The following is a 501-nucleotide window of genomic DNA, read 5'->3' on the forward strand; positions in this document are numbered from 1 at the left end:
AGGTCAAGTGACGGCATTCGTGGACGAGGATGGTTGGTTCGACAGTAAGGATCTTGGTGCTTGGCAAGGAGATGAGTTAAAGATCATCGGTCGGGCCGATAATCAATTTATCTCAGGTGGAGAAAACGTTCACTGTGAGGAAATAGAAGCTGTATTGAACCAAATCCCAAGCGTCACTCAGAGCATTGTCGTGCCAGTCGAAGATGTTGAGTTCGGTCATCGTCCTATAGCCGTTATTCAATCAGAAGCGTTACTGAGCCAACAGGAATACGAGCAATACTTGCGGAAAAAGCTTGAGAAGTTTAAATGGCCAATCGCTTACTACTTGATGCCACAAGCCTTGTTAGAAGGTGGGATTAAAGTCTCGCGTAAAGCGGTAAAAGAGTGGCTGCTTTCTGAGTTAGATAATCAACGTTAAATAGCTGGCGCTCATTTGCCCGGCGGAAATGAGGCGAAGATTAGTCAATTTTGCTATGTGTTAGTCGGAAAGGGAATTTCGTA

The 501-nt window shown here is 45.1% G+C and carries 1 protein-coding gene; it reads left to right on the forward strand.

Annotated features, from left to right (window positions below; genetic code table 11):
• On the forward strand, positions 1 to 418 hold a 418-nt coding region (locus R7O13_RS31420), incomplete at its 5' end, for an AMP-binding enzyme (RefSeq protein WP_412125763.1).
• Positions 419 to 501: the final 83 nt, after the last annotated feature.

Source organism: Vibrio sp. Y176, assembly GCF_033438945.1.